18 protein-coding genes are annotated in these 26,987 nt (G+C 55.0%); 10 read left to right on the forward strand and 8 right to left on the reverse strand.

The features are described from left to right. The first annotated feature begins 358 nt into the window (after nt 1-358). Nucleotides 359-829 (forward strand): ribosomal protein S18-alanine N-acetyltransferase, encoded by a 471-nt coding sequence (gene rimI, locus RIB44_19020; protein MEQ8618671.1) that lies wholly within the window; start codon nt 359-361, stop codon nt 827-829. Between the two features lie 15 nt (nt 830-844). Here the strand turns inward: rimI and RIB44_19025 are convergent, their stop codons facing one another. From RIB44_19025 to RIB44_19035, 3 genes are all read right to left on the reverse strand, one after another. Next, complete coding sequence (locus RIB44_19025) at nt 845-1,021, reverse strand: hypothetical protein (GenBank protein MEQ8618672.1); 177 nt, start codon at nt 1,019-1,021, stop codon at nt 845-847. A gap of 217 nt (nt 1,022-1,238) precedes the next feature. Further along, nucleotides 1,239-1,712, reverse strand: coding sequence for a hypothetical protein (locus RIB44_19030; GenBank protein MEQ8618673.1), 474 nt, complete (start codon nt 1,710-1,712; stop codon nt 1,239-1,241). A gap of 254 nt (nt 1,713-1,966) precedes the next feature. Further along, on the reverse strand, nt 1,967-3,280 hold the full coding sequence (locus tag RIB44_19035) for an NAD(P)/FAD-dependent oxidoreductase (protein ID MEQ8618674.1): 1,314 nt from the start codon (nt 3,278-3,280) through the stop codon (nt 1,967-1,969). 107 nt (nt 3,281-3,387) lie between these two features. Between RIB44_19035 and RIB44_19040 the strand changes: the two genes are divergently transcribed. Beyond that, nucleotides 3,388-4,083: a cyclic nucleotide-binding domain-containing protein gene (locus tag RIB44_19040; GenBank protein ID MEQ8618675.1), complete on the forward strand. Its 696-nt coding sequence runs from the start codon at nt 3,388-3,390 to the stop codon at nt 4,081-4,083. Nucleotides 4,084-4,260: 177 nt separating this feature from the next. Next, nucleotides 4,261-7,323: a hypothetical protein gene (locus tag RIB44_19045; protein MEQ8618676.1), complete on the forward strand. Its 3,063-nt coding sequence runs from the start codon at nt 4,261-4,263 to the stop codon at nt 7,321-7,323. 98 nt (nt 7,324-7,421) lie between these two features. On the opposite strand, the gene RIB44_19050 is transcribed toward RIB44_19045, so the two are convergent. Then, on the reverse strand, nt 7,422-10,091 hold the full coding sequence (locus RIB44_19050; GenBank protein ID MEQ8618677.1) for a hypothetical protein: 2,670 nt from the start codon (nt 10,089-10,091) through the stop codon (nt 7,422-7,424). Between the two features lie 250 nt (nt 10,092-10,341). Here RIB44_19050 and RIB44_19055 point away from each other — a divergent pair, with 250 nt between their 5' ends. Continuing rightward, on the forward strand, nt 10,342-11,874 hold the full coding sequence (locus RIB44_19055) for a sigma 54-interacting transcriptional regulator (GenBank protein ID MEQ8618678.1): 1,533 nt from the start codon (nt 10,342-10,344) through the stop codon (nt 11,872-11,874). A 4-nt stretch (nt 11,875-11,878) separates the two neighbouring features. Here the strand turns inward: RIB44_19055 and RIB44_19060 are convergent, their stop codons facing one another. After that, complete coding sequence (locus RIB44_19060; protein MEQ8618679.1) at nt 11,879-13,750, reverse strand: sulfatase-like hydrolase/transferase; 1,872 nt, start codon at nt 13,748-13,750, stop codon at nt 11,879-11,881. A gap of 49 nt (nt 13,751-13,799) precedes the next feature. Then, nucleotides 13,800-14,465 (reverse strand): hypothetical protein, encoded by a 666-nt coding sequence (locus tag RIB44_19065; protein MEQ8618680.1) that lies wholly within the window; start codon nt 14,463-14,465, stop codon nt 13,800-13,802. A gap of 348 nt (nt 14,466-14,813) precedes the next feature. Between RIB44_19065 and RIB44_19070 the strand changes: the two genes are divergently transcribed. From RIB44_19070 to RIB44_19090, 5 genes are all read left to right on the forward strand, one after another. Next, nucleotides 14,814-15,911: a LamG domain-containing protein gene (locus RIB44_19070; GenBank protein ID MEQ8618681.1), complete on the forward strand. Its 1,098-nt coding sequence runs from the start codon at nt 14,814-14,816 to the stop codon at nt 15,909-15,911. Continuing rightward, the gene (locus tag RIB44_19075) at nt 15,889-16,983 is read left to right on the forward strand and encodes a PEP-CTERM sorting domain-containing protein (GenBank protein MEQ8618682.1); all 1,095 of its coding nucleotides are present in this window, start codon (nt 15,889-15,891) and stop codon (nt 16,981-16,983) included. Before RIB44_19070 ends, RIB44_19075 begins: the two co-directional genes overlap by 23 nt. A 33-nt stretch (nt 16,984-17,016) precedes the next feature. Continuing rightward, nucleotides 17,017-18,804 (forward strand): PQQ-dependent sugar dehydrogenase, encoded by a 1,788-nt coding sequence (locus tag RIB44_19080; GenBank protein MEQ8618683.1) that lies wholly within the window; start codon nt 17,017-17,019, stop codon nt 18,802-18,804. 688 nt (nt 18,805-19,492) lie between these two features. Next, complete coding sequence (locus tag RIB44_19085) at nt 19,493-20,626, forward strand: AAA family ATPase (GenBank protein ID MEQ8618684.1); 1,134 nt, start codon at nt 19,493-19,495, stop codon at nt 20,624-20,626. Between the two features lie 87 nt (nt 20,627-20,713). Then, the gene (locus RIB44_19090) at nt 20,714-21,358 is read left to right on the forward strand and encodes a hypothetical protein (GenBank protein MEQ8618685.1); all 645 of its coding nucleotides are present in this window, start codon (nt 20,714-20,716) and stop codon (nt 21,356-21,358) included. 1,087 nt (nt 21,359-22,445) lie between these two features. On the opposite strand, the gene RIB44_19095 is transcribed toward RIB44_19090, so the two are convergent. Continuing rightward, nucleotides 22,446-23,897 (reverse strand): PQQ-binding-like beta-propeller repeat protein, encoded by a 1,452-nt coding sequence (locus tag RIB44_19095; protein MEQ8618686.1) that lies wholly within the window; start codon nt 23,895-23,897, stop codon nt 22,446-22,448. A 415-nt stretch (nt 23,898-24,312) separates the two neighbouring features. On the opposite strand from RIB44_19095, the gene RIB44_19100 reads away from it, so the two are divergent. After that, nucleotides 24,313-25,389: a DUF3500 domain-containing protein gene (locus tag RIB44_19100; protein ID MEQ8618687.1), complete on the forward strand. Its 1,077-nt coding sequence runs from the start codon at nt 24,313-24,315 to the stop codon at nt 25,387-25,389. Between the two features lie 29 nt (nt 25,390-25,418). Here RIB44_19100 and RIB44_19105 read toward each other — a convergent pair whose 3' ends face one another. Continuing rightward, nucleotides 25,419-26,978, reverse strand: a complete 1,560-nt coding sequence (locus tag RIB44_19105; GenBank protein ID MEQ8618688.1) for a glutamate synthase-related protein — start codon at nt 26,976-26,978, stop codon at nt 25,419-25,421. Between the last annotated feature and the right edge of the window lie 9 nt (nt 26,979-26,987).

Raw genomic sequence — 26,987 nt, forward strand, 5'->3', positions numbered from 1 at the left:
TGGCAAAGCCGCCGTATTCCCAAACAATTTTGTAATCCGGCACGATTTTGCGACCACGATAGAAGGTATGACTGCTCCCATCGCTAGGCGCCTCATGATCGGCATGAACCGCTAGCACTCTCTGTCAGGGGTGCTCACTAGAAGGCCGACAAGTTAGCGTTGTTAGCACTGAGGCCATTTGCTAACTTCCGTCCCTAGGAGCAAGTGGCCGCGGTTCGTCGCCACTTGTTCCCGCGAATTGAAACCTCAGAATTATGCCGACCCAACAGACAAGGAAGTCGCCATGGGTGCCTCATCCGATTCCTCACGACCGAAACTTCGTATCGCCCAGCCTCAAACGCGGGTCCACATCCGCTGGATGATTCGCCGCGACATGAATGAAGTATTGGATATTGAGCGCAGTGCGTTCGAGTTTCCCTGGTTCGAAGAAGACTTCATCCGCTGTCTGCGCCAGCGCAACTGCATCGGCATGGTGGCTGAGCATGGCGAACGCGTCGTCGGCTTCATGATCTACGAGCTGCACAAGACACGTCTGCATATCCTGAACTTCGCCGTCGCGGAAGAATTCCGACGTCAGGGTGTGGGTCAGCAGATGGTCGATAAGCTGGTGAGCAAGCTCTCCAGCCAACGTCGCACCCGAATCACCCTAGAAGTACGCGAAACGAATCTGCCCGCTCAGCTTTTCTTCAAAGCGAACGGCTTTAAGGCCACGACGGTATTGCGAGCCTACTACGACGACTCGCCTGAGGACGCGTACTTGATGCAGTTCCGCTATCGAGCCGAAGAGCCGCCTGCGGCGTTGCCGTTTGATCGGCGTCTGGCTGGCTAAGCGACAAGTCACTTTTTAGGGATTGAGAACTTCCGGCTCCGTGACTTTCTTAAGTTGCTCGCCGCAGCAGGTGAACTTTGCGCAATCGGGTTCGCAGTCGCAACCCTTGGTGATGTGGATTTCCAGTCCGCACTTCTCGCAGTGGTACATGTCGCCCACTTTGGGGGCGAAGCCTTCGATGATGTCGGCCATGGTTTTCTCCTTGTGTTGGAATTGCCTGACCGTCCGTATTATATCAAATCCTTTACGACTGGCGAGCAAGCACGGCAGTTAGCGTTAATCACTTCGTTTGTTGCGACGACATTTCTCTGAGCAGTAAATAACCTGCTCCCAGCAGCGTTGCCACTTCTTCCGCCAAGTGAAGTCGCGACCGCAGGACGGACAGGTTTTCGTGGGTAAGTCACGCTTCTTACGCATCGTCGTCACCGAAGTGAATGCCGCCGGAAGAGTCGTCGCTCAGTTTCGATTCACCCAGAACGGTACCGTAGCCCATCGCACAGGTCCCGCTGAGAGCTAAGCAGAGCAAACCCCCGAACGTGAATGCACAGCGCGCTAGTAGCACATTAGTCTCGTGAGAAACAAACGGTAAGCCGCCAGAGATGCTTTCATCATCACCAAGCAAGCCACACGCCCCGCCGACAAGACCGAAGCACAGCAGCATGAAGGCAATCATGTAGCGGGCGGCACGTGGATGCTGGCGGAAGATCAGCTGTGCCGCTGCAGGAGCGACAAAGATCAGCCCGCAGACGAACACAACCCAGCGAGGAACGTGAAACTTCTCATCGGGCGAAGGAATGACATTTGTCGCCACGAGCATGAGGAAAATGCCAATCGCGACGAACAGAAACAGAGCCCAGCGAGGTGTTTTCTGTGATCGAGCCATAGAACAAATATAGTGTTGAAATTCCAGCGAGCAGCACAAAGGCAAAACGGTCACCGAAAGTTGGCGTGAGTTTGGGCCGCGGATTGCGCGGATGACACGGATTGATAGTCGGCAACGTCCGTAGGTTGGGCACTCCTGCCCGATATAGGAACTGTCTTCAGACATTTTTTGTGATTGGCGGCTAAAGCGACGGCCAGGAGTGGCTATCCTACGAATTATCCGTGTCATCCGTGCAATCCGTGGCCTAACTTAAGCTATCCATTGCCAATGGACTTCCCCGCCAGCCAAGCCGTGCTGAACGCGGCTTGAAAATTGTAGCCACCAATCGGCCCATCGAGGTCAAGAATTTCGCCGGCCAGATACAATCCCTTCACCAGTTTGCTTTCCATCGTTGAGGAATTCACCTCAGGGAGTGCGACGCCCCCGGCGGTCACCTCCGCTTTTTTGAAGCCGCGTGTGCCGCTGACAGGAATGTGCGTTTCCTTAAGAGCGTTCGCTAGTTTGCGTAGCTGTTGTTTGCTCAGTTCGGCAGCGCGACGTTCGTTGAGGCCGAGCAACTCTACAAAGGTTTCCGCCAAACGTCTCGGTATCCATTGCGGCAGTAACGTGACAATCTGCTTCTTGCCATGCGCTTGGCACGCGGCGCGAAGTTCATCAAGTAAGCCTTCGAACTTTTTATCGACAATGAAGTCGCACCGCAGGGCGAGTTCTTTCGGTTGCGAGCATCCCGTGATCGCACGGCTAACGTCAAGGACGGCCGGGCCTGAGAGTCCAAAGTGCGTGAATAGGAATGAGTCGCACGCTTCGGCCAGCGGTTTCTGCTTTCCCGCGGACTCGCCGAGAGGTTTGCCGACTTTTGGAACCACCGCGACCGAAACGCGCGGAATCGTCAGCCCTTTGAGCTTCGCTACCCAAGAGACTTCGGTTGTCACCGGTGTGAGTGAGGGCCGTGGGGTGACGATCGTGTGGCCGAGGCTTTTGAGCCACGCATATCCGTCTCCGGTCGTGCCGCTGCCGGGATACGACTTGCCGCCGGTGGTGACGATCAAATTCTTGGCTTCATAGTCAGACTTGGGTGTCCGCACTGTGAAGCCTTGATCGACTTGGGTGATCGTCCTGACGGGTTCGTCGAGTTGGAGTTGGCAATCATTCTCCCCAAGCTTTGCACGAAGCGCCGCTACCACATCGGCGGCTCGGTCGCTGACAGGAAAAACTTTCCCTGTCTCTTCGACTTTGGTCGGAACGCCCTCGGCAGCGAACCAAGCGATGAGATCGTCCGGCGAGAGCGCCGCCAAGGCTGAGTGCAGGAATCGCCCCGGCGGGCCGTAAGCCTCAACGATTCCGCGCGCATCGGTCGCCTGGGTGAGATTGCACCGGGTGCCGCCGGACATCAGGATCTTCACCCCGGGACGCGGGTTTTTCTCCAGCAGCAGCGTTCGCAGTCCCCGCTTGCTGGTACGGATCGCTGCCATCATGCCTGCAGCACCAGCTCCGACGACGATCACATCCCAGGACATTTTTGTAGACAGGATAAACAGGATTAAGTGTTGCGACAGTGAAATCTCCATCCTGACGATCCTGGAAATCCTGTCTATTCCCAATCTACTCACACAAGGTTTTTTGATATTATTGGCCGAGATTCCTCCTGTCTCCGTTACCGCGGCTGAGTTTTCCTATGCACTGGACCCACTACGGCTTCCACTTTGGCAACATCTTGTATCTAGTTGCCTATCTCGTGAGAGATATCCTCTGGCTTCGCATCATCACGATAGCGGCGATCGCTTCGATGTTGCCGTACTACTATTGCTGTCACGATACTCCTCAATACCAGCCGATCGCCTGGTGTTCGCTTTTTGTGGCGGTCAATCTCGTCCAGATTGGTTTGCTGATTTGGGAACGCCGCCCGGTGTTCATTGGTGAAGAGGAGAAGCGCCTTTACCAAGAAGTTTTCAAGAGTCTTTCTCCGCGGGAATTTATCAAGCTATTGGCGATAGCTGATTGGAAGCGGGTGGCGGTTGATGAGTTTCTGCTGACGCAAGATCAAGTAGTCAATCACCTGACACTGATTGCTACCGGGCGTGGGAGCGTGCAGATCGACAAGCGTCACGTCGCCGACGTCGGCGCGCGGCAGTTCGTCGGTGAGATGGCCTTTCTTACCGATGCCCCAGCCAGTGCTAGTGTCGTGGCCAAGACCAATATGGATGTGCTCTCCTGGCCTATCGAGAAGCTGCGGCCGTTCCTACTCGACAACTCGCAAATTCACTTCAAATTGCGGGGAGTCCTCGGCAACGACCTCGTCGAAAAGCTCCGACACCGCGGCTTTGCGACAGCTCACCCTTCATTGATGCTCGACGGTACTGGGCAGGTTTAAGAGCACTTTCTGTCAACGAATGGCACAAATCTCACGAATCAGTTTAGCAACCTTAGAACTGGTAATTCGTGAGATTCGTGCCATTGGTTGACAAAACCAAGATTGTTCTGCGAATCCGTCACTTGGTATTATGGGCGGAACGTAGAAATCGCGTATCCGAGCTTTAGCGAGGTCCCCGTGCATCATCATTGCACTCCTGTTGCCTTTCTTTTTTTCTTAGCAATCGTTGCATCCACGGTAAGTTGTCGCGATGCTTCGGAGCAGGTAGCTCCCTCTGAGGTTCCTGTCACCAAAACCTCTGCGGAAAGTGAGATCGCTCTCGGGAAGAAAGCCGATCTTGGTGAGCCCAGTGCGCTTCCGTTGCCGAGCACCATGGGCAACGCTGAGTATGAGGCCCGCTTGTTTCCTTTCTTGAATAAGCGGGAGTACAAAGCCCTCGGCTGGACGCCGGATAAACGAGTGCGAGATACTGGGCCGTTTATCAACGGCAAGTACTACGGCACCCATCCGGCGGTGAAGATTTTCTATTCGCCGGAGATCATCACTTGGCTCGAAGGGGGCAAAGAAAAGGCCATCCCCGATGGGGCGATGATCATCAAGGAGCAGTACGAACCACCCGCGGTCCGCTATCAAGGGCTCGATGACGATCAGTTGTTTGAGCATCTCTCAAGCTGGACCGTGATGGTGAAGGACTCGGGCGGCTCGCACGATGGCTGGTATTGGAGCAACCCGGCGAAGGATCAAAAGGTCGTCGATAACCACGAGTACCCCTTCGACCATCCCATCGGTGGTTTCGGTATTTACTGCGTTCGCTGTCATGCGTCGACCGAAAGCCACGGCGAGACCAACGAATATACGTTTTCCTCGTTACGTAACGTTGAAGGCTATCCAGGAGAGCCGCTGCTGTTCCGCGTTGACGATTCTTGGCGGAAAAACACGGACCACGAAGAGCCGGTTTCTTCGGAGGCGGCCGACGAACTTGTTGAGGAAAGTCCACATCCTGTGAGCAACGAAGAATTGCTTGCTGAAAGTCTCTTGAAGAGTCAGGTAAGTCTCCAGCGTGACGACCTCAAGAAGTTGGGCAGTCACCCGCGTTGCACCGCTGCGACGCATCCTGAGCAGTGCACACCGAAACTCAACGAGACGTTCCTAGAGTTCTTCCCATCAATCGACAAACAACATCGTGGTGATCTCTTGCACATGCCGCCAATTACGCACGACTGGGTCGTGCGACGGTCCGGCGATGCTCAGCAGGGGCAGCCGTTTGTAACCTCGAACCAATGCATGAGTTGTCATGCTGGTTTGACCGAGCCGTTTGGACCCACGATGTTCTTCCCGTCGGGTGAGTCGGCCGAGTACGGAGCTGCCGGGGCGGACCTTTCCCCTTACGGCGAATGGCGTTGGACGCCGATGGGTCTAGCAGGGCGCGATCCGATCTTCTTTGCTCAGCTTGAGAGCGAGATCGAGTTCATCAAGGACGACTTTCCCGATGACCCTGTCAAAGTCAAAGAACACGTTGACGCCCTCGTCGAAACTTGCCTTACCTGCCACGGGGCGATGGGCAAGCATCAATACCGGGCCGACCACGGAAGTGAGGCGGAGCCCTTCGGTACCGACAAAGTCTTGTCTAAATCAACCGATCCCCACGCGACAGGAAAAGACGACTGGCGCTACGGTGCACTCGCCCGCGATGGAATTAGCTGCACGATCTGCCACCAGATGGAGCCCCGCGAGCAACCTGCGGACGATCATCGACATTATTTAGAGTATTTCCTGGAGACCTCCATCACTGGCAATATCAACGTCGGCAATGCCAACGAGCTGCACGGTCCGTTTGAGGATAAGGAAATCGCACCTTACTCAATGAATCACGCCTTGGGATTCAAGCCGAAGCACAATCCGTACATCCAAAGCTCGCAAATGTGCGGCACTTGCCACGTTGTCAATCTGCCGATCATCGATGAACAGTATGCGGAAGGTGAAGCCACCGATGAACTCGTCGCCGCGGAGCACAACCCGCTGTTCAAGAAGTATCACCATCACGTTGAGCAGGCGACTTACTTGGAGTGGCTCAACAGCGAGTTTGAGAACGAGTTCGACACCGAGAACCCCAAGGCCAAGTCCTGCCAAGACTGTCACATGAGTAAGGACTATCACAGTGACGAACTCGACTTGCACTTAGAGCAGATCGAAACCCGCATCGCCGCCATCCAAGACGACACCTATCCGGATGCAGAGAATCTCGTTGAGTTGAAAGAGCTACAGGTTCGCATGCGAAAGGAAAAATACGCTCGTCACAACTTCAAAGGCCTGAACATGTTCCTGCTGGAGATGTTCAACCAGTTCGACGATGTTCTCGGTGTGCGGAAGAACGACTTCATGACCGGCTCGACGACGGCGATTCAGCAAGCCAAGGAAGATTTCCTCCGACAGGCCACCAACGACGTAGCGAAAATCAATGTGTCGACCAATGTGTCAGATGACGGTCAGCTTACGGCGGATGTGGAGGTGTTGAACCAAGTCGGCCATCGTTTCCCCAGCGGGGTCGGTTTCCGGCGGGCGTTTCTTGAATTCCTTGTTGTGGAAAACTCCGTCGCCACCGAAGGCAAAGATCGAATCGTCTGGTCTTCAGGCCGCACGAACGAAATTGGCGTCCTACTCGACGGTGACGGCAAGCCTCTGCCTTCGGAGTTCTTCCAAGATCATCCAAACCCCGAAGAGAACCGCGGGAGTTCGCAATGTTGCCAGCATCACCACGAAGTGATTACTTCACAGGATCAAGTGCAAGTTTATGAAACATTGCTGCACTCCGCCGATCACAAGTTCTCGACGAGCTTCATCCACGCCGGCAAGACAATCAAGGATAATCGCCTGTTGCCGCGTGGTTGGTCCGCCAAGGGACCGGGGCCGGGTCTAAAAGGAAAGTTCCTCAAAGCAACGCACCCTGGTCCGCTCGCTAAGCATGACGAGCGTTACCAGGACGGCAGCGGCAGCGATGTTGTCACTTACAAAATGAGCTTGCCTGCGGGCGTTGATCCCAGCGACTGCGAAGTGCGAGTCACGCTCTACTATCAATCGATTCCGCCGTACTTTTTGCAGAGCCTTTTCGAAACAGCCCCCCATGGCCCTGCGACCCAACGGCTGCACTACATCTGTAGCAACATGGATCTAAGCGATACGCCGATCAAGGACTGGAAACTCCCGGTGACTTCGACGATGTCTACGTTGGGTGACGAGTGAAGTCGAGAAGGCGATCGCCTGCCAGTGGTCGGGGAAACCTTGGTTTACGAAACCATTATCCTGGCAGGCGGATCGCACGCCCGTTTCAGTCTTTCGTCCTATCGCCATTTGAGGATGCGGAACAGACCTTTGCCTTGTCGAATCCGCTCGGGGACTTCAAGCAACCGCTCGCGGTAGATGCTTAGCAAGACCGCGACGGCGAAGAAGATCGCTCCGCCGATCATCATGTAGACCGAGACACTTTGCAGTTGTTCGGGCAAATGAATCAGCGTGAGCAAGCTCAACACGTAGATCACCAGCGACGTTCCCCCGGCGAGCGTTGTGCTACGAATCCTGCAAACCGTCCCGAGGCCGAGGAGAATCAGGCCGAGTGCCAAGACGCCCACCTCGTGAACCATGACCCATGCCCAACCGCTTGAGCTTCCGAAGATTCGCTGACTCAAGAGACCGAGAACCAACGGAGCAGTTGTGAGCACGCTGCCGAGACTTAGGTTGAACGAGACGATACTCTCTGCTTGCGAACGACCTGAGCGCTCGCCCTCGGTTGAGCTCTTGGCGAGTTCTCTTCGCCAGCCTGTGTGGCCAAAGGCTAAGAGGATCATGCCGCCCGCGGTAACAAAGATTTCCGCACGTTGTCCAAAGCTCAAGGTAGAGAGAGCGTTGACAATGAGTATGCCAAGCAGCGCATGAACGCCGGCCAAAGTGAACAGTCCGCGGCGTGCATCCGGCGAAGGTGCAAAAACGCCTGCCGCGATGGCCGCGATCGCCTGACCCACCATTAAGGCCAGCAGTTCCCAGCTTTGATCCCCTCCGATGAAACGATTGAAGGTAAGCAGTCCACCAGCAATTCCGCCAAGGGTCGTCATGAGGTAGCCTGCCCACGCCAGGCCACTCTTGGTTGAGTCGCTCCGATGGGGACTGAGGTGCTGATCGCTGACCGGTTGCACTTCGTGACTACCGAGGACACGGTCGGCAATCAGGCAGAGAACGCCGACGACACTGGCTGCAAGGATCGGTGCGTAGGTTACCAATCCGCAGAAGACCAGCAAGTGCCACGCAGCAGCCCAGCAACTCCCCGCGACGAGTAGCGAGTCGAATGAGCGTCCGCTTTTTTGGTTGCTCTTGGTCAGCACGGCGAAAGCGATGGCTGATTCAGCGAAGAACAACCCTTGCAGTAGGTTAAACATTCCTCCAGTTTCGTGCCCTCGGAATCCAAAGATGGTGGCAAACTGCGTCAGAAGTGTGCCGACAATCCCCGTCAAGAAGAGGACCGTCAAGCTGGATCGTGCCATTGCCTGAAGCGAATTCTTCGAGCTTTCTTCTCCGCTCCCTCGTGAAACCAACAGGAGGAACAGAGGCAGCAGGCCAAGAATCGGCAACTGAACGGCAAGGGTTCCAACGCCCAAGAGCGAGAGACTGGCGACAACACTGATTGCGACCGCGATCGCGACGATTCCTCTCGAAAGCGTTTCTGATCGTTCACGACCCAATCGAGATTGCAGCGTTGCACCCACGGAGGTTGCCATCGCCAAGGTAAGCATCGCAGGGAGGTATTGCCAGTCGAATTCAATTTGTTCGAGGAGCCCATTGTTGAGGACTTCCCCGGCAAAATACCAGCCGCCCAAGGCAAGGGCGAAGACGGAAAGCGTCAGTCCTAGAATGCCACCTGTCGAGGCGATTGTGTTGGCAGTGTCGTTTGCGTTTTCTGCCTGTGAAGCTGCTTCACCCGTTGGGCGAAGCTTCAAGGAGGCGATCGCGAACGTGTTGGCCGCCAGGGCGATTGCTGCCAACAGGCCGATCATCAGCTCGCCGGTAAGGCGGATCGCCAATAAATCGATCCCGATCACCACGCACCACAGCAGCATCAAGATGGCCGAGTAGGCATACCGCTTCCCCCGGCCAGCCACAGCGATTGAATAAAAGTAGGTGTAAGCCCCAATCGCTGCGATCACGAGCGCGAAAAGTTTGAGATTGGCTGTCGTGGCAACGGTAGGAATGTCAAACCAATTTAGTCCGGCGAAGAACGGTTCATAAAGACGACCGGCAATGCGGCCCCCCAGGAGAACTGCCAGTCCGGCACCCATTGCCACGTGACCAGCGCGAAAGAATGCCGCGCCGAAGTTCTCCCGACTAAACGGACCCTTGCCGGAACTAAAGAGCCGTTCGGTATGGACGCAGATCACTCCGATGACGACCAATAGCATCGAAGGGGAAATGACTTCCCAGAACCGATCGACTCGCTGGTCGGCTAGAAACAGCAGGCCGGTCATCGTTACGCCGCCGACAAAGGTGTAGACGAACAGCGGATCTTTCAGAATGCGCGCTATTCCCGCGTACAGGCAACAGATCACAAGCGCGGGAAACCAGAGATGGCCACCTTGGCTGAGCGTTATCAGGCCCTGTGCGTTATAAAACCAGAGGTTCAACGGCAGGACCAAGCAGGCCAAAAGCGTAACTGCGCGCCCTGCCGTTTGATACCGCGATTCTCTCACCAGCATCGCTCCGACACCGAGCACCGCCAGGTTGGCTCCGCCCATGATGCAGGCGACAACAAGACTGTTGGCGAAGACTCCGATGGACCAAAGCCAAACGATGAGCCCTAACACCAGCAACCCACCACCACACATCATCAGCATCTGCAAACTGCGTGGGTCAAGCAGTCGATCAAAGAGGGTCTGCTCCTCGACTGGCTCTAAAGTAACGGTCGTCTGCTCAGGCTCAAGTTCAGGTTGGTCGAGCCGCGGGCGTTCTGGAATGGAATCTCTCATCTGGTTTCCCCTGTGTGCGTTGTGTTGAGACGGTGTTTTGGGCGTGTTAAGAAATCGGACGAGAGCAGTCCTGATTTCCTCGCAAACACGTTAAGCAAGAGGGGTGCCACTAATTAATGAAAGCCATAAGTCATTTGACTATAATGCCTTGTGTGATCGCGTCTGTGGCCTGTGGTTACAGCATGAGAAATTGTTGTACATTAAATGTACACAGCATATACATTCAGTGGACATTCAATTCGACCAACAGATGTCTCTCCTCTCAAGTTCCGACCAACAGTTTCTGACCGTCCTTGCTGAGCTTTCCTACTGCAATCCGTTCGAGCCCCGCCGTCTCGAACTGGAGCAAGCGGCCCTCGGCGAAGATTACCAACCGGAGCAGTACCTCGCCTGGAGCCGAAAGGCCATTACCAACGAGACGGCGCGGCCGAACGTCGTGCGACTTACCGAGAAAGCAGACCGCTTAGCCGTGCGGCTGCGAGAAGCTCTATCCAGCTCGGGCAAGATGAAGGCCACCGAGAGGCAGCTCTATGAAGATCTAATCGTGTACGTGCTCTACTACCGTTGGTTTGCCGGGAACGATCCGGTAGCGACTTGCAGCAACAAGACGAGTCTTGGCAAGCTTTGGCGGTCGTTTCGTCAAGAGTTGGACGAGTTCCGTGGGCCGAAGCAGCTCGGCCTTTTTGCCGAGACCACGCCCGAGCATTTGTTCGCGTGTCTGCATCAAGTGCGACGTGCATTCAAGTACATCTTCGACTGTATCTATGGCGATTCGTTACCGGCAGCGCGTTTGCGTGGAACGGTTTGGCAATCGATCTTTACTCACGATATGCGACGTTACCGACGGACGCTATATAAAACAATGTCCGATTACTCGACGCTCATCACTGGCCCTTCAGGAACAGGCAAGGAACTGGTCGCCCGTGCGATTGCCCTGTCGCAGTACGTTGCGTTCGATCCCAAGCAGGAGTGCTTCGTTGGGCAGCTGCAAGAAGGCTTTATTCCAATCAATCTCTCCGCGCTCTCTCCCACATTGATTGAGTCGGAACTTTTCGGCCACTGTCGCGGTGCGTTTACGGGAGCAACGGCTGATCGTTCAGGTTGGCTGGAAACGTGTCCCTCGCATGGAGCCGTTTTCCTTGATGAGATCGGAGAGCTCGATCTGGCGATTCAAGTGAAGTTGCTGCGTGTTGTGCAATCGCGTTGTTATTCCCGCCTGGGGGACACCAAGGAGCGCACCTTTGCGGGGAAGATTATCGCCGCCACGAACCGCAACTTGGCTGAGCGGATGAGCGAAGGATACTTTCGGGCCGATCTGTACTACCGGCTCTGCTCCGACCACATTCAGACCCCTTCGTTACGCGAACAATTGAGTGCTCACCCTGAAGCGTTGACCAGCCTAGTAAAGATCATCACCGAACGGGTCGCAGGGTGCGAAACGGCGGAGTTAGCCGCCGAAGTCGAAAGCTGGATCAGCCGTGAGATCCCCGCCGACTATCCCTGGCCCGGCAACATCCGCGAATTGGAGCAATGCGTCCGCAACGTACTAATCCGAAAGCAGTACGTGCCTTGGCAGCCGCCTGCCGACAAAGTTTCGGAGCTTCCGGCATGGTTGGAAGGCGTGCCTGAGAGCAACGTCACTGCCGATGAGCTCCTCCGCCGCTACTGCACCGCCACCTACGCACGACTTGGCAGCTACGAGCAGACTGCCAAAGCACTCGGCCTCGACCGCCGTACAGTAAAAGCCAAAATCGACGTGGAACTTTTAGAGTCGCTGCGCTGACGGTTTAATCCTTTTGCGATTGCTTCAGTCGCTTCCCAAAACGTCGCAAGTACTCATTGGCGTTCACATCGTCCAAAGTACGTTTGACCCACGAAGCCGGAACTTGGTCGAGGGCGTCGATCTCGGTGAGCGTATTGATCAGCAGGATCGCGGATTCGCTATTGAGTTTCTTCCCGAGTTCCGCGACCAGCAGATTCGTTGATTGTTCGGTCTCACCTAGTCCGAACAACGCTCGAGCTGCCATGATGCGGTTGGTAGAGTGGGAATCGCTTGCGAGTTTTTTTAGTGCCGCGGCGCTAGGTGACGCTTCCTTGCCGAGGAACACGCAACCCGCGGCAGCCCAGTAGCGGATTAGCGGGTCGTCGCTCTTGAGTGACTCAATCAGCTTTGGAAGGTTCTCGGTTTTCGATTCGCTCGCTTTCATGGCGATCGCTAGCACTTCGTCGACTTGGAACTTCTCGCTAGCAGCAAACTCATTGATCGTTGTTCCATCGGCCAACTCTTGAAACATCCCCTCGGGGATGAGCCCCGTGTCGCGTGCCTGCTGCATAGTTTCCACGAGTTGCTCGCGCATTTTGGTCAGTACTTCTTGGTAGGCCGGATCGTCCGCCAAGTTCGTGATTTCCCAAGGATCGGTTTGAGTGTCGAAGAGCGTTTCAGTTGGTTGAGGGGCTTCCCAAGTGGCTGCGAATTGCTGATCCAGGTTTCCAGCCTGCCAGGCTTCCTTCCAGGCCGTCCAGGAAGGCATCGAGAACTGGTAGTAGCTGTAAGGAGCCGCGGGCAAGTGGGGCATGAAGCGACGGACATATTTGTACCGCCCATCGGTGATGCCGCGTCGCATGCCGATGAGTTCGTCAAAGCGATCGCCATAGAGAAAAACGGTGTCCTCCGACGGTGGTTCTTGGCGATGCTCGCCCAGAAACGCGCGGCCTTGCATTTGCTCAGGCTTTTCGAGGCCGCAGAGTGAGAGCAGTGTTGGTGCAAAGTCGACAAACGCGACGAGTTCTTCTCGTCGAGAGCCGTTGGCGAAGGGACTCATCGCGCGGTACTTTTCGGGCACGTGAATCAATAGTGGAACTTGCACGCCCGTGTCGTGCAGGTAGCGTTTCCCCCGTGGCGTCGGGCCGCCGTGGTCGCTGTAGTAGAAGACGATCGTGTTCTCTGCTAATCCTTCGCGTTGGAGCTCATCAAGAATCTTTCCGACCTGCGCGTCGAGGACCGTCATTGTGTCGTAATACGTGGCGAAGTCAGATCGCACTGCCGGTAAGTCGGGCAGATAGGGCGGGACCTCGATGTCTGCCGAATCAATCCGCGTCTTCTTGGGCAGCACGCCCTGCTGGCGGCGTTTTTCGACGTTTTCAGGGAAGAGCGAACTCTCGTGCGAGAAGGTCAGGTTGAAGATCGTGAAGAAGGGAGTTCCCGCGGGGCGATTCCTATAGTGGGCTTTCCCCGAGCACGCGTCCCAAATCGCCCGGTCGTTGCCCTTCTGGTTGAAGTCCGTCTTGCTGTTGTTCGTGCAGTAGTAGCCCGCCTCGCGTAAGTAGCTCACGTAGGGTTTGAAAGTCGCAGGAACCTTGTGACGGCTGCGCATGTGCTGCGTGCCCTGGGTCACAGCATATGCACCGTTGAGCAGCGTCGAACGCGCCACCGCGCAGACCGGCGCGTTCGAGTAAGCGTGTTCGAACAGCACGCTTTGCTCAGCCAACGCATCCAGCCGCGGCGTTTTCGCCTGCTGGTTGCCGTAGCAGCCGAGCCAGTGGGCGGCGTTATCCTCGCTAGTGATCCAGAGAATGTTCGGGCGGTCCGGCGCGTCTTCCGCATGACACCAAGCTATGGGACTAAGAAGGAAAAAAACAAGCAGGGTCAAGCGGCGCAAAGGGAACGCTCCGTTTGTGTTGGGAGAGAGGGAAGTAGCTAGAGGAGAATCAGTCTTCGATCGGTCTTACCTGAACTGTCCAAGTTCGCACGCGCTTCTTACCTTCGGTCTCATAGTACGTGCCGATCCAGACGTCCTTGGTTTTCTTCTTCAGTTGCAGAATCATGTAGCCATGCAGCGAGTTCTTGTCGTCGAATTCGAGTTTCATTTTTCCGTCGCGAATTCGATGGTACTGACCAATCCGTTTCGGTCGCGACTTCTCGGGCATGCTGATTTCGTTCTTCTCGCCAGTTAGAAGTTGCTTCAGGTTCTCCTTTGCTGAACCACGCTTGGAAAGTTTGATCGAGCGGCTCGCGGCAAAGATCGCGGACTCTTCGGTACGAAAGTTACCAGAAATTTCAGGCTTCTTGTTGGATTTCTTCTTCCCATCCTTTGCCTCGCCCTCTTCATCCTTTCCCAGCTTCTTTGCAAGTTCCTTGGCGAACGGAGGGGCAGGCTTCGCATCCTTTTCCTTGGCCTCTTCCTTCTTCTCGGGCATCTTACCCGTCTTGAGAACACCCTTGTATTCCCAGATGGTCCCTTCGATTTGGTCGTTGGGCATTCTTGAGAGGGTACTGGCTCCCTTGCCACCAATAATGTTCTCAAGCGGGCCTTGAGCGTGTGCTGAGAAAGCGGACAGAGACAAGCAGAGGATAGTAATTGATAGGTATCGCATGATCGTGTCAGCCAGAAACAGAGGAGCCCAAACTATCGACCCCAGTCGCTATTCAAAGACGTGAACTACGGGCACGGCGGAGCCCCTCAGAATAGTCCTCAGGGAACGCGACATCAAGTAAACTAGGGGGCAACGAAGCCTCGCCGTCCCTTAAAAAAGACGCTTTTCTTGTTTGAGGCCGCGGCGTGGAATTATTGTCGTGAACCCTTGATCTGGGTGTACGTGCCTCTTTTGGACTGATGCTCCCGTTGCTTGTGGTATAGCCCATGGCGGGTTAGAGTGCCTATACAGGTAGTGGTCTTTTCCGAATTGGTATTCTTATCCCCTCATTTTCATTTCTTGGTATCTATGGTCCGTAAGTACCTATTCCGTTTGCTTGTTGTCCTTGTCGCTTCGGCGCTTGCTGAGGACACGCTCGCCGTCGTTCCCACCCCTACGGTCGGCCATTGGCGATTCGATGATGGTGCGGGCTCCATCGCTACTGATTTCATCAATGGCAACGATGGCGTTTGGGACGGTGGCACGGGGAACAATGTGTGGGCAGCGGGGATCATTGGTGGCGGGTCGCAAACCAACGATGAGAACGGCGGCAATGGCCAGGAGCATTTCACAATCCCCTCCCTCTCGCAGCTCAACGGAGCGAGCGGACTGACGATCTCGATTTGGTTCAATCAGAATGTTACCGACAATAACAACTCAACTTACAATGCACTTTTCATGACACGCTTCATGGAAACGAGCTTTGGCGGTGGCGGCGAGAACTGGGGCGTTGCCTTAGAGAACAACAGTGCACCGCGTCATATTGATTGGCGTGTCGACGGCGTTTCTGGCGGCGAGTTCGATCTCATCTCCGGCGACCCGGGCTGGCACCATGTAGCGTTCACTTGGGATGGCACCATTGGCCAGCGGGCCATCTTTCTTGACGGGACCGAGTTGGAACGCGTCAGTGCACAGACCGGCACCATCATCAATGGTGGCTCTTGGGACATCGGCAACGATACCTGCTGCGGTAACCGCGAATTCACAGGCACCCTGGATGACTTAGCCGTTTGGGACACGGCCTTACCTGCATCCACGATTACCGAGATCTACTTCAACGGCCTCTCCGGCGTGAACGCCTCTTCGGAGAATCCTCCGCTTCGCGGAGATGTCGATCTTGATGGGGACGTCGATTTCGATGAGACCGACAACGACGGCATCAGCGATCTCGACATCATCCAAGCCAATTTCGATATGTTCACCACGGGGGCGTTCCGCACCGATGGCGATCTTACCGCTGATGGCGTGGTGAATTTCGATGACCTCGTCGAGTGGCGGCGTGGCTTTGTCCTCAACGGCGGGAATCTCGAGGCGTTAGCCAACCGTGTCCCTGAACCAAACGCCTGCCTGATAATGATTTGCTCCGGCCTCCTAGCCCTTTCCCGTGCTTCTCGCTCCCGGCATTGATTGGCTTCTCTTGGTTGACTTTATGCATATTCGTTTCCAATTCTCAGTCGCACTTTTTGCCCTGCTGGCCGTCGCGATACCGTTGCGTTCGCACGCACAAGATGTCGTGCTCAGGGTGGACCGTGATTCGGGCGTTGTTAGCATCGCCAACAATGTTGTCACAGACGGGCATGTGGGTCTCTACGAAATTCGCTCGGATCTAGGCTCCATTGATTCGGCAGCTTGGGTGCCCTTGGCCAATGGCGACTCGTCTTGGCGTGTGGTGGGAACTCCTTCCAGTACGAAGGTGACAGAGATCAAAGAGACGGGCGAGGTCGCCGTCAGTCAGGGCTCGCCGGTTGGTTTAGGAGCGGCATTCGATCCTGCCCCGGCCAAACTGGCTGCCGGCTTTGGCGTAGATGTCGAAGACTTGGCGTTCCGCTACTTCGATCCGGTCCTCGATCAAGTGCTCGAGCCAACCGTCGAGTATGTTGGCGAGAAGATCTACAACAATCTTATTCTGAATATCGACCCCGCGACGGGGCAGGCGAATATCGAAAATGAATCACCATTTGATGTCGATCTAACGGGCTATACCGTGAAGTCTGCCCTCGGTGAGTTGAATCCTAGCTGGGCGGGAATCCGAGCCAGTGATGCGACGAATTGGGTGGAAGCAGGCATCAGCGCGACGACGGTCCTCTCCGAACTGAATCAAAATCCCACAACCGCAGCGCTACTCCTTACCGCCGGCTCGACAGTCAGCCTCGGTTCGCTTTACACGGGCGACGGCAGTAACCAGGATGTCACCTTCGACTTCATTCTCGAAGGCTCAGAAATGCAAGTCAGTAGCGTTGTGAAATACACCAGCCTCGGAATCGCAGGCGATGCCGACGGGGATGACGATGTCGATGGGGCGGATTTTTTAAGCTTCCAACGAACCGACGCCTCTCAGATTCCAACTTGGCAAGCCAATTACGGAAACAGCGGCTCGAACGTCGCCAGCATCCAGAGCGTCCCCGAGCCCTCCACACTTTTGCTGACCTTGCTTTGCGGTACGTTCCTGTTCGCCCGGTGCCGTCAACTCTCAGCTTAACTTAACGGACTTTCAAAGCTCCGGTAGAAAATCATGAAGCGATCCTCCCGAACAATCTTCGCCCTGACGACCGGCATCCTTGCCGTTGCGAGCATTCAGCCTCTCTATGCTCAGCGTATCAGCAACGGTTCGCTTTCGGTCCGTTTGTCAGACTTTCACTCCTTCCAAACTTCTGCCGACGATTATGCTCCCACGGACATGATTCAAATGCCCGATGGACGGTTCATGGTGGCGACCCTCGGCGGCACGGTGCGGTTACTCGACCAGAATGGCGGGCTCATTTCCACACTGATGAGTCCGACCGAAACCCAAACTACCAAGGTCGACATCACCCACTACGGCATGACCAGCTTGCAACTGCATCCCGACTTTGATCAGGTAGGCACGTTCGGCTACGGCAAGGCCTACGCGCTGGTGACCCAACAGCCGCAGACGGTTACCGGGGTGACGGCCGACTTCTCCGTGCCTGGGGGCAATCCGGCAACGAATGGTTCATTCACCAACCAGGACGTCGTCCGCGAGTATGATCTCACTTCGATGCTCACCAGCGGAACCACTTCTTATGTAGGCCAGTCGGTCACTTCGCGTGATATTTGGCGAATCGACTCGCCGCAAGCTTCGCACAATGCATTCGACATCGTCTTCAGCAGCAATGGCGACATGTATATCACCTCGGGCGATGGTGGCTTTACGGAGCTAAACTCCCTTGGCCCTTTGCACAATCGCCGTCAGAAGTCGCAAGACCTCGATAGCGCTTACGGCAAGATCCTCCGCATCAACCCCGACCCCAACGCATACACGCAAACCGGCGGGCAAAACAATCAGTACAGCATTCCCGACGACAATCCGTTCTTCAATACTTCTGGGGCGCTGAAGGAAATCTTCGCCAATGGTGTCCGCAGCCCGTACCGCATGAACCTCGACCCCGACGACCCCAACGAGGAAACCCTTTGGCTGGGCGACGTTGGCGAAGGGGGACGTGAGGAAGTCAGCAAGGTCACCAAGGGCGCCAACCTTGGTTGGGGCCGTTTTGAAGGTACCAACCAGAGTAACGGCAGCATCTCGCTACAAGGCAACGCGCACACGCCGCCGGAGTTTCAATACTCCCACGGCCCATTGAGCCTCACCAGTTCCTCCAGCGGTCCCTTTGATAACTACAACGAGGAGGCGGGTGGCAACTCGATCACGGGGGGCCATCTGTATCGTGGCACGGCGCTCGGACCGGAATTCGACGGCCTTTACATCGGCGCCAACTTGGGCCACCACGCCGGCAGTTCCCAACGCTTGCCGCGTCTGTTCTACGGCGACCCCGACGATGCGGCGGTCGATTTGTTCAAGTTCGACTTCGATCCTTTCGGCCAAAAGTTCGATAACGATTTCCTCAACACGGACATGTTCGTGCCCGGTTTCGATTTCGAAGCGGCGGGCCTCACCCCTGGCGAGTTCGACCTGCCTCAATTGATTATCAGCATCACTGAGGATGCCGCGGGTGAGCTTTATGTCCTCGGCGTCGATTTCAACGGCTTGGCGACCATCTCGAAGATCGTCCCCAACCTGCTCCCCGGCGACGTCGACAACATGAACGGCGTCACGCTTGATGACTTCCTCATCATCCGTGCCAACTTCAACCAGGCCGTCGCCAGCCGCAGCCAAGGCGACCTCACCGGCGACGGCATCGTCGACCTCGACGACTACGGCCAATGGCAAGCGAATGTCTCCCCCGCCGTGGCCGCCGCGGCTAACTGGAACGTTCTGGAGCCGAGTGGTGTGGTGCTCCTGTTAGCGGGTTTGCTTGCGATGCCGCTGGGTCGTAGGCGGTAGTATCTTTCGGCCAACGGGGTGTTCTGCACTTTTGCTCGAAACAAAAAAGCACGAGCAAAACTAACCCTATTTCCCCGATACGCGAAACCGGAACCCAATGCCGTCGCATGACTTGTGGCTCAGGTCAGCTCTGCGGCTGCCTGAGTTTGCGCGAGCAAAACTCCATGAGGTCTTGGCGATTGGGAAGCCTTCAATGGGGAAGCTTCTGGCACAAGCTGACAGCGAACGTGAAGTTTGCAGCTGAGGGCATTATAGAGGTTGGTGGGGTGGGGTGCAGTAAGGGTTTTTGGCCAGGTGAAATCTTTGGTAAGGGTGCCGCTTCTGGCTCGTCCAGCAGTGCTGACATCAAACGCGAATTGCATCTGCACGTATGCTTCGAATTGCCCATTAGATTGCATCTCGGCTCGCAGCTCTCGACTCGGTCTTTATTGAAGCCCAAACTAACGTGCTAACAGTCTGTGATTGCCAAGGTAGCAGTGGCACCCGCCTTGTTTTGGGCAACTGATACTCGATTGAAAACACATTTAATGATAGCTTACCACTAAACCGTCGCATTCAGCTTTGCGCTTTGTCATCTAATGGTTACTTAGAGTACCCTGCCGCTTGATGTATGCGATTGGATGCATCTTCTCCTAATCGGTATCGTGGACCGAATTACTAACGAATTCCGAGTTAGCGCAGGCTATAGATGAAGAATACAAAAGACGAAGTGAACGAACTCTGCAAGAAGATTGCGGGCGAATTCCGTGGCAGAAGTTTTGACCCCTTCATCGAGTTTATTGCGTTTCCGAATTACAAGAATTTCAGCAAAGATACCCGAATAACCTTTGAGTTTCCCCTGACAGTAGTAGTGGGTCAGAATGGAACTGGTAAGAGTTCATTGCTGCAAGCGCTTTATGGTGCTCCAGCGGGGCTTCAACCTGGCAAATGGTGGTTTGGCACGGCCCTCGACCCAATGATCTATGATGAACTCATACGTACAGGAACACGCAAGCGGCTCAAGACCGAGGACAAGGCGGCTTTTTGGTATCAATATCGGGAAAAAGGCACGAGTCGACAGGCTGTGAAAACAAGAGTTCGCCGTGAAGGTGATCCAGATTACTGGGAGCCGAGCAGGCCGATTAAGAGCTATGGAATGGATAGTAATGACAGAGCGCCAGTAGTGTCCATGGATGCGATCTACATGAACTTCAAAACGCAGATAAGTGCGTTCGACCGATGCTTTTATTTCAATGCGCCGGATGCGATCAGCAAGGTCGCTCGTTCTGCATATTGGCGCGATATAACCGCAACTGCAAAACCCAGATCAGCTAGAATTCAGGATTACCTCCGCTGGCGTTCAACAAGGCTAAAGAAGGCTTTGATAGAAGGTGAAGTTGTTAGGCATGGTCCACATGAATTTCACGAGACACGCGTAAAACTCACGTCTAATGAGCTGTCAGACATCAGCAACATAATTGGACGAACCTACGAATCAGGTTACTTGTTGGAGCATCGCTTCTATGAGACGTGGGGAATGTCGGTCATGTTCAATACAGAAGAGAGATCTTACTCAGATGCATTCGCTGGCAGTGGCGAGTCGGCAGTCGTTAGACTCGTACACGAAGTATCGAAGTCGGAGCCAGGGCGGCTAATCCTACTAGATGAGCCAGAGACTTCATTGCACCCGGGAGCACAAGAGCGTTTACTCACCTTTTTATTGCGAGAGACCCGACAAAAAAAATTGCAGATTATCATCTCAACTCATTCGCCAGCCCTAGTCCGACTTTTACCGAAAAACGCAATCCGTGTCGTTTCACTCAACGCGGATAATCGTATATAAGTTACAGAGAACGTAAATGCAGACGAAGCCTTCTTCGTTCTTGGGCATCCGCCTGAGGATGTAATCCAGCTAATCGTTGAGGATCGCTTGAGCAAGCAACTGATTGATGCGGTACTACAACACAGCGATGAAGCGTTTCGCTCTCAGTTTGCTACTGTTTACCGTCCGGGTGGAGCTTCGCAAATGAAGAAGGATGCATCCATTCACATGTTGGAAGATGGCATCCGTAGGATATTCGTCTTTGACGGTGACCAATCAAACTCGGTCCAGGAATTTGATCTATCTACTGTTCCCATAGATGTCACTCCTGAAGCATTGGACGGAATGATACTTGAATGGCTAGGAGTAAGTATTGGGTTTCGCCAAGACTCTAATATGTCTGACGATCAAAAGATATCGATCCGAAAGGATTTTATTGAGTACGCTAATAAAACATTTAGAATCCTGCCATTTGAAACTCCAGAAGCAGCAATTTGGTCTGATGAGCGCGCGCGCGACCAACTTCGAGTGGTCGGAGCAGATGAAGGACTTATTGATAAAATCACGACTCTTAATGATTGCAAGGAGAAGTTTCTGGCCCTGAGTGAAGCTACTCAACCTCTTGGTCAAAGTTTAGCCAGCAGCAATATATCAACTATACATGGGATTTTCGTGACGGGTTTTTGCAATGATGCAAACAGTCTCTTTGTAGACATGAATAATTTGCTAAAGGAAATTGCGGATAATGCTTGAATGTATTGAGTTATTCTCGGGCGCGGGGGGGCTTAGTTTAGGCCTCAGAAAAGCAGGGATTAAGGTCAGGGTTGCGGTAGATTGTGATGCTGATTGCAAAGCAACTTATGAGCTAAATCAGCCTGGGGTAACCTACTTGCAGAATAGAGTTCAGAATCTAACCCGAAATGACTTACTAGGTGCAATAAAACATCCAAAGGAAATCGTCTTAGCAGGGGGGCCGCCATGCCAGTTGTTTAGTCGGCTCAATCGCTCACCAGTTAGCATCACGGAGGAAGTGAAAGCTTACATCCGACTAGTGCGGTCACTTCGCCCTTTGTACGTAGTTTTTGAGAATGTGCCTGCGATTAAAAGAAGGTCATCTGCTTGGGGGTTTGTAGTAGAAAGTCTTCACAGGCTTGGATACGGAGTGCGATGGAAGGTTGTTAATTGCCATGACTTTGGTGTTGCACAACGTAGAGAGCGCATGATCGTGATTGCAAGCAAACTTGAGGTCGATGTCCCTAAGTCAACCAGTGCTAAGTCGCTCACCGTTCGAGACGCAATTGGGCACTTGCCAGAAGCTAGTCAAGAGATAGTAAACCACCGCTCAATGGTTCTGAGCAAAACGAATCTAAAGCGAATTAAGAGTATCAGGGCGGGTGGAAACAGTCGGGAGCGTACAGCTTCCTTCTCTGATAGCTACGCTCGCATGTCATGGGACCGACCAGCACCTACAATTACAACTAAATGCATTTCCTTTTCTAATGGCAGATTTGGACATCCAGTCTATGATCGGGCTATTAGTGTACGGGAAGCTGCGAATCTACAAAGCTTTCCAGAAACATACGAGTTTGTTGGGAGTCTTCTTAGCTGTGCTAGGCAGGTTGGGAATGCAGTGCCGCCCGCACTAGGCGAAGCCTTAGGCAAGGAAATCTTGCGATCCTTCAAGCGTCACAAGCGTAAGATATAGCTATGTGATATTTTTTAGGCCTACAGGACGCAACGTAATTTCCATGTAAAAGCCAGTATTCTTGCCTTCATGCCAATAAACGGGACTGCGGAATCAATCCGTCGTAACCTAAAAAAGCAATTCTTAGTTCCCGTTTCACCCGCCCACACAGAACAAATGCCGCTCCCCACGGATAATCAACTCATCCCCCACCGGCGCCGGCGTCGCATCAACCGTTTCGCCGACGTTGTTGGTGGCGACCACGTCGAGTTTATCGTCATCCTTGATTACCACGGTCGTGCCGTCGCGGTCGGTGAGGTAGACGTGGCCGCCGGCGGCGATGGGCGACGCGTAGAGTTGGCGTAGCTCGGTGCGCCTGGCGGCATAGTGGGGCTTGCCGGTCGAGGCGTCGAGGCAGGTGAGGATGCCGGTCTTGCCTTTGGTGTAGTAGAGCCGGTCGCCCGAGAGCAGCGGCGAGGCGATGTCTGGGGTGTCGCGGTTTTTGGTCCAGACGACGCTTTCGGTCCCCTCGAGATTGCCGCGGCCATCGGGACGGAACGCGGCAAAGAACGAACCGCGGTGGCCGCTCCCCACGAAGATCAAGCCGTCCGCTGCAACCGCCGACGCGACAGGCCGCTCGGTCTGCCCACCGCAGCGCCATAGTTCTTTGCCGGTTTCCAAGTCATAGGAACGAGCGCAGGTTTGGCCGTTCATGACGACCTGCTTGCGGCCTTCGTAATCGACCACTAGCGGCGTGGCCCAGCAACTAGGTTCGTCACGCGGCGTTTTCCAAAGCGGCTCGCCGGTCTTGGCGTCAAGCGCGAACAGGTAGGAGTCCCCCTCATGATCCCACGGGACAATCACTTTTTCAGCGCCATCTTTCCCTTTGACCAACGTCGGCGAGCTGCCCTCGCCAAAGCCGTTTCGCATGGTGAGCTTGCCCAACTGACGGCTCCAGACGTGTTGCCCTTCGACGGTGTAGCAGTGAATTCCTTGCGAACCAAAATGCGCGAACACATGCTTGCCATCGGTGCAAGGCGAGCCGGACGCGTAACCGTTGGTGCCGTGGGTGCCTTCGTGCGGCGTGGCTTCGGCGGCGGTCTCTTGCCAAAGAAGTTCGCCGTTGGTTCGGTCGTAGCAAAGAACGTCGAACTTGAGTTTCTGAGGTGCCGCACCACGACCTCCACCAAAACGTCCCCCGAACCGGCCTCCGCCGCGACGCCCTTCACCGCGGCGTCCTCGTTCTCCAGGGGGTCGCTGACCATCACGCGGTGGGCCGAAGTCTCGCCGTGGGACGTTCGCTTCTTGTGGCTCGGCGTCCTGTGCCGTGTCGGAACCGTCGGCAGGAATCGCGCTCACTACGAAAATACGATTGCCCCACACCACCGGCGAGCCCGAACCGCGACCGGGCACGGCAACTTTCCACTTGATGTTTTCGGTATCGGACCAAGTGGTCGGCGGCGTGGCGGTGGTCGAAACCCCATTGCCTCCTTCCCCCCGCCAGTGTCCCCAGTTATCGTTCGCGTTGCCTGAAGCGTCTGCCGGCATGGCTGTTGTGAGGAAGATTGTTCCTACAAGCAATGAAAACGAATAGCGAGCGAGCATCATGGATTCGATCTCCGTCCTGGGAAGAAAAAGTTTTTGGCGGAACCTTGGCGTGGGTGAAGTTGTTTATAGCGTATTTGGTCGGGCGGACAAATTTGGTGGTAGCTAGTGGTCACTCTTTCGAGTGCCGGAAGATCTACTAGAACCCTCCCCCTGGGAGGGTCGACGTCTCAGCGTCGGGGAGGGTAAGGCATCGATCAGATCGCACTCAACCTTACTCACTAGGTCAGCCTTATGCAGCTTCTGCCCTCCCCGGCCTATGTTTATTTTTTTCTTTGGAGCCGACCCTCCCAAAGGGAGGGTGATTGTGTGCGTTGGATAATGCGTCTACTTGTTGCCGTCAACTCAGCGCTCTAGGATGAAGCCGCTGCGTTCCCTTAATCTTCGTTCAACCCCGCAACCGCGTTGGAGTTTCGCGATGCCTCGCCTTACTTCTGTTCTGTTTCTTCCTTCCTTGCTTTGTTTCCTTGGCCCAACAAGTCCGGCTTTTTCACAAACGGTCGCAACTGATGAATTCGTCTCCGAAGCATCGCGAATCGTCGGCACATTCAAGCCAAAAGTCGAAGAGCGAACCCCGGAGGCGCGAGCTGAGGCGGCACGGCAGTTCCTCGACACTCTGGATGAAGAGCAAAAGAAGAAGGTCGCGCTCACGTTGGACGATCCCGAACGTCGCAAGTGGACGAACTTGCCCGCGCGGGAAGATGCTGGCGGGTTACGACTGGGCCATTGTGAAACGCGTCAGGTGAAAGCGTTCTGCCAGATGATGGCCACGCTGCTCAGCGAACAGGGTTACGCCAAGATGTGCAACATCATGCTGGCGGATGACGAACTGATTAAGGGTGGTCGCCGACGCGCCGGGCTCGGGACGGAATACTTCGCGGTGGTGCTGTTCGGAGAGCCGTCAGCCACCAGGCCGTGGGGATTCCAACTCGACGGCCATCATGTCGGTTTTAACTTGGCGATCGAGGGCGAGAAGCTGACGATGTCGCCCAGCTTTCTCGGCACCCAACCCGAAGCGTTCCACCTTGCCGACAAGAAGGTTCGCCCGTTGGCAGGCGAAATCGACGGGGCGTTCGCGCTGATCAACAGCTTGGATGCCGAGTTGCAAAAGCAAGCGATCGTGAAGCCTAAACGGGGCAACCTTCGATCAGGCCCGGGTACCGATGGCCAAGTTCCTGAGCCCATCGGCGTGTCATGCGAAGCGTTCAATGAAGCGCAGAAAGAGTCGCTCTTGAAGTTAATCGCCCAATGGGTGAACGACCTGCCGCCGGCGCAAGCGAAGCTGCGCATGGAACAACTTCGCAAAGAGGTCGATCAGATGCACTTCGCCTGGCAAGGCCCCACGAAGTTGAAGAGTGATGTCTCCTACGCGATCCAAGGACCGTCGCTGATCATCGAATACACCTGCCAAGACCTCGGCGGCAACCCGCCGGATCATCTACACACGATGTATCGCGATCCGACGAACGAGTATGGGAAGCAGTTGGGCAACTAGAAAAACGCGATTAACACGACGTCGCTCGCCTAGCTTATGCCGACTCCCGCGAACTGGATGCCGGTAAGCTCGGCCACTTCTTTCTTCCATGTGGTGATGTCGTTGGCGTTGAACTGGTTGAGGTGGTTGTGTCCGCATGCGCGAGCCATCACTTTCATCAGTTCGACCGAGGCATTAAGAAATCTCGCCAGTTGCTCGGCTGATTTATTGACATTCAGTTTGGCTCGTAAGTCCTTCCGAACCGTGGCGATGCCCGCGGGGCAATTGTTGGTGTTGCAGATACGGGCCGCGACGCAGCCGACGGCTTGCATGGCCGAGTTGGCAATGGCGACTCCGTCCGCGCCCAAGCACAAGGCCTTGATGAAATCGGCGGGAGTGCGAATACCGCCGGTGGCAATTAACGTGACGTCGCTTTCGCCGTTGCGATCCAAATGTTGGCGTGCACGAGCGAGTGCAGGAATCGTTGGCACGGAAATGTTGTCGCGAAAGAGCAGCGGTGCCGCTCCCGTGCCACCGCCTCGCCCATCGAGAATAATGTAGTCGGCACTTGCTTCCAGCGCGAAGTCGATATCTTGCTCGATGTGCTGTGCGGAGAGTTTGAAGCCGATGGGAATCCCGCCCGAGAGCTCGCGGACGCGATCTGCAAACTCTTTAAAGTCTTGCGAGGTGACCAAGTCTTTGAACGTTGGCGGAGAGATGGCTGCATCGCCTTCCGGCAGGTCGCGGACTTCGGCAATCTTCCCTTTCACTTTGTTGCCAGGGAGATGCCCACCGGTGCCGGTCTTCGCCCCCTGCCCGCCTTTGAAATGAAAGGCTTGAACTTTTGGCAAGTGATCTTCGGAGTAACCAAATTTCGCCGAGGCGAGTTCATAGAAGTAGCGAGAATTCTCCTCTTGTTCTTCGGGAAGCATGCCGCCTTCGCCAGAGCAGATACCCGTTCCCGCCATTTCTGCCCCGCGAGCTAGGGCGATCTTTGCTTCTTCGGAGAGTGCACCGAAGCTCATGTCGGAGACGAAGAGTGGAATCTTCAGTCGCAGGGGCTTCTTTGCTTTGGGTCCGATGACCAGCTCGGTGCTGACTTCGGCATCGTCTTGCAGCGGCTTGGTCGCCAACTGTGCAGTGAGGATTTGGATGTCGTCCCAGTGTGGCAGCTTGTTCCGCGGCACGCCCATCGCTGCGAGCGGCCCGTGATGCCCCATCTTTTCCAGACCATCCCGGGCCAAAGCATGGATGAACTCGACGGTTGGCTCTTCCGAAGTGGCTTTCGCCTTCGGCATCTCGTTGTCGGACCCCTCGTCAGACTTGGACTCTTCGGAATCTGTTTCGGAGTCTTCCGTTTCTGAGTCGCTGTCGTCGAGATTATTGTGGCTGCCATCGCAATAGGGAGGATCGCCGGTGTGTTTGCACATGCAGAGCGCGGCCTCTTGTTCCTCGTCAACAGAAAAGGACACAGGCTCGATTCCCGTGCCGCGATGCGAACCATCACAAAAAGGCTGGGAACTCGACTGGCCGCAGGCACACCAATGGTGTTCACCCTTTTCGAGTTCAACCTCGACAGGTTCTTTGGCTGCGATTTTGGGCGAAGACATAAGCGTGGC

The organism is Lacipirellulaceae bacterium, assembly GCA_040218535.1.
In the GTDB taxonomy this organism is placed as follows: Bacteria; Planctomycetota; Planctomycetia; order Pirellulales; family Lacipirellulaceae; genus Adhaeretor.